The organism is Mycobacterium sp. (genome assembly GCF_049585075.1).
In the GTDB taxonomy this organism is placed as follows: domain Bacteria; phylum Actinomycetota; class Actinomycetes; order Mycobacteriales; family Mycobacteriaceae; genus Mycobacterium.
Window position 1 is genome coordinate 1 of sequence record NZ_JBAUZA010000055.1, and the last position, 4,182, is coordinate 4,182.

Genomic DNA, 4,182 nt, shown 5'->3' on the forward strand with positions numbered 1-4,182 from the left:
GGTCGATGCCCAGCTCCTCCGCCGCCCGGTAGACGTCGTCGTCGGTGTCGCGCATCTCGACCGCAACGCCGTCGCTGGAGAGCACCTCGACGTTGAGGCACAGCGACTGCAGCTCCTTGAGCAGCACCTTGAACGACTCCGGGATGCCCGGCTCGGGGATGTTCTCGCCCTTGACGATCGCCTCGTACACCTTGACGCGGCCGACAGTGTCGTCGGACTTGATGGTCAACAGCTCCTGCAGCGTGTACGCCGCGCCGTAGGCCTGCATGGCCCAGCACTCCATCTCACCGAACCGCTGGCCACCGAACTGCGCCTTACCGCCCAGCGGCTGCTGGGTGATCATCGAGTACGGGCCGGTGGAGCGTGCGTGGATCTTGTCGTCCACCAAGTGGTGCAGCTTCATGATGTACATGAAGCCAACCGTCACCGGGTACGGGAAGGGCTCGCCGCTGCGGCCGTCGAACAGCACCGCCTTGCCGTCGCTGTCGACCAGCACGTCGCCGTCGCGGTTGGGCAGCGTCGAGGACAGCAGACCCTGCAGCTCCTCTTCCTTGGCGCCGTCGAAGACTGGAGTCGAGACGATGTTGTTCGGCTCGGCGTCCAGCAACTCCTCGGGCAGATGCGCAGCCCAGTCCGGTTTCCCGTCGACCTTCCAGCCGCTGTGCGCGCACCAACCAAGGTGCGTCTCCAGGATCTGGCCGATGTTCATCCGTCGCGGCACACCGTGGGTGTTCAGGATGATGTCGACCGGCGTGCCGTCCGGTAGGAACGGCATGTCCTCTTGCGCCAGGATCTTGCCGATCACGCCCTTGTTGCCGTGGCGGCCGGCCAGCTTGTCGCCGTCAGAGATCTTGCGCTTCTGGGCAACGTAGACACGGACCAGCTCGTTGACACCGGCGGGCAGCTCGTCGTCGTCCTCGCGGGAGAACACCCGGATGCCGATCACCTTGCCGGACTCGCCGTGCGGCACCTTCAGTGAGGTGTCGCGGACTTCGCGGGCCTTCTCGCCGAAGATCGCGCGCAGCAGCCGCTCCTCCGGCGTCAGCTCGGTCTCACCCTTCGGGGTGACCTTGCCGACCAGGATGTCGCCGTCGCGGACCTCGGCACCGATGCGCACGATGCCGCGCTCGTCCAGGTCGGCCAGCACCTCGTCGGAGACGTTCGGGATGTCCCGGGTGATCTCCTCGGCACCGAGCTTGGTGTCGCGAGCGTCGATCTCGTGCTCCTCGATGTGGATCGAGGTGAGCACGTCCTCCTCAACCAGCCGGTTGGAGAGGATGATCGCGTCCTCGTAGTTGTGGCCTTCCCAGGGCATGATCGCCACGAGCAGGTTCTTACCCAGCGCCATCTCGCCGTTGTCGGTGCTCGGACCGTCGGCGATCACCTGACCGGCCTCGACCCGCTCACCGGCGTCCACGATCGGACGTTGGTTGGCACAGGTGCCGTGGTTGGAGCGGGCGAACTTGCGCATCCGGTAGGTGTGCCGGGTGCCGTCGTCGGCCATCACCGTGATGTAGTCGGCCGACACCTCCTCGATGACGCCGCTCTTGTCGGCGACGACGACGTCGCCGGCGTCGATGGCCGCCCTCAGTTCCATGCCGGTACCAACCAGCGGTGCCTCGCTGCGCACCAGCGGAACCGCCTGGCGCTGCATGTTGGCACCCATCAGGGCGCGGTTGGCGTCGTCGTGCTCGAGGAACGGGATCATCGCGGTGGCCACCGACACCATCTGGCGCGGCGAGACGTCCATGTAGTCCACCTCGGCCGACGACACGTACTCGACCTCGCCGCCCTTCCGGCGCACCAGGACGCGGGCCTCGGTGAACCGGCCTTTCTCGTCGAGCGGCGAGTTGGCCTGCGCGACGACGTGGCGGTCCTCCTCGTCGGCGGTCAGGTACTCGATCTCGTCGGTGACCACACCGTCGCGAACCTTGCGGTACGGCGTCTCGATGAAGCCGAACGGGTTGACCCGCGCGTACACCGAGAGCGAGCCGATCAGGCCGATGTTCGGGCCCTCCGGGGTCTCGATCGGGCACATCCGGCCGTAGTGGCTCGAGTGCACGTCGCGGACCTCCAGCCCGGCGCGCTCACGCGACAGACCGCCGGGGCCCAGCGCCGACAGGCGGCGCTTGTGGGTGAGCCCCGACAGCGGGTTGTTCTGGTCCATGAACTGCGACAGCTGGCTGGTGCCGAAGAACTCCTTGATCGCGGCGACGACGGGCCGGATGTTGATCAGGGTCTGCGGCGTGATCGCCTCGACGTCCTGCGTGGTCATCCGCTCGCGGACCACCCGTTCCATCCGGGACATGCCGACCCGGATCTGGTTCTGGATCAGCTCACCGACCGTGCGCAACCGACGGTTGCCGAAGTGGTCGATGTCGTCGGTCTCCACCGGCACCTCGACGCCGCCGGGGACGGTCATCGTGGTCTGGCCCTCGTGCAGGCGCACCAGGTATTCGATGGTGGCGACGACGTCCTCTTCGGTCAGCGTCGTTCTAGAGGTTTCGGCCGGCTTGCTGCTCAGACCCAGCTTCTTGTTGATCTTGTAGCGGCCGACACGGGCAAGGTCGTAGCGCTTCTCCTTGAAGAACAGGTTCTCCAGCAGGGTCTGCGCCGACTCCTTGGTCGGCGGTTCGCCCGGACGTAGCTTGCGGTAGATGTCCAGCAGCGCCTCGTCGGTGCCGGCGGTGTTGTCCTTCTCCAGCGTCGACATCATGATCTCGGAGAAGCCGAACCGGTCGCGGATCTGCTCGGCGGTCCAGCCCAGCGCCTTGAGCAGCACGGTGACCGGCTGACGGCGCTTCCGGTCGATGCGCACACCGACGGTGTCGCGCTTGTCGACGTCGAACTCCAACCAGGCACCGCGGCTCGGGATCACCTTGACGCTGTGCAGCAGCTTCTCGGTCGACTTGTCGATGGTCTCGTCGAAGTACACACCGGGCGAGCGGACCAGCTGGCTGACCACCACACGCTCGGTCCCGTTGATGATGAAGGTGCCCTTCTCGGTCATCATCGGGAAGTCGCCCATGAACACCGTCTGGCTCTTGATCTCACCGGTGTTGTTGTTGATGAACTCGGCCGTGACGAACAGCGGGGCCGCGTACGTCATGTCCTTGTCTTTGCACTCGTCGACCGGCGCCTTGACCTCGTCGAAGCGCGGGTCAGAAAACGACAGCGACATCGACCCGGAAAAGTCCTCGATCGGCGACAACTCGTAGAGCACCTCTTCGAGGCCCCCAACCGGGTTCGGCGCACCTGCGCCCGCACCACGGGCTGCGGCGGCCTCGCGCCAGCGCGGCGCACCGATCAGCCACTCGAACGAGTCGGTCTGCACGTCGAGCAGACCGGGCACCTCGAGTGGTTCGCGCAGCTTGGCGAATGAAATCCGGTTCGGCGCTCCGGGAACGGAGCTATAAGAGGAGGCGGAACTTTGAGGGGTTTTCTTGCTTTGGCGGGAGAGTGCCAAGATGCATCCTTCCAGCACCTCGTGCGACTAACGGATGCCGGCGGGCCACCGGTCCTACTTGCCGCGATAACTGTGTCGGTTCGGCTGGCGGACGATCTGTCCGGGTCTCACGCACACAGCTAGACGGCTGAGCCAGAAATGGGCTCAGGCTAGGACCACGGTGTCAGTGGCGGGTGAGGTGGGCAGGAAGCAGCCAGCGCAATGTTCAACAATAGCGCAGGACTGCGCATTCCTCAACTACCGTGCTCGGGGATATCGGCGCTGGCTGGCGTTTGGATCTACCCGTTCACGCATGCTGCCCAACAGATTGGCCCCTTTGGGCGCTTCCGTCAAGAGGTGACGCGCCAAGTTGGTCGATCAACTCCTTTCGGATAGGTGCTCCGGGCCGTCACTAAGAACCGGGGTCAGTAGTTGCGCTGGGTGGGGATGGAGGCCGTGTCGGCTTCGTCGCCGCGGTGGCGGGCGGTGGCGGCGTCGTAATCCTGGGCGGGTTTGTTGCCGTTGCCCTCCAACGACTCGAGGATCGCCTCTTGCGCGTTCTTCGGCAGCAGGTGCAGGTTCTCCCGGACCCGGGCCTGTCGACGTTCGACCGCCTTGCGCTCCGGCATACCGGGCGTGGCGAGGATCTGCGGCGGCACACCCTCGATCTCCTCGACACCGCCGTCGTGATGGCCGGCCTCCAGGTGGGCCTGCTCCTCGGCCATGGTGGCCTCGTC

General features: G+C 65.8%; 1 protein-coding gene and 1 pseudogene. Both read right to left on the bottom strand.

Translation table 11 applies throughout. The features are described 5' to 3' along the window. A partial coding sequence (locus WB785_RS02525) for a DNA-directed RNA polymerase subunit beta (protein ID WP_424077121.1) occupies nucleotides 1–3,466 on the bottom strand: 3,466 nt, incomplete at its 3' end. Between the two features lie 404 nt (nucleotides 3,467–3,870). After that, nucleotides 3,871–4,182, bottom strand: a pseudogene (locus WB785_RS02530) (ABC transporter ATP-binding protein); the annotation flags it as partial.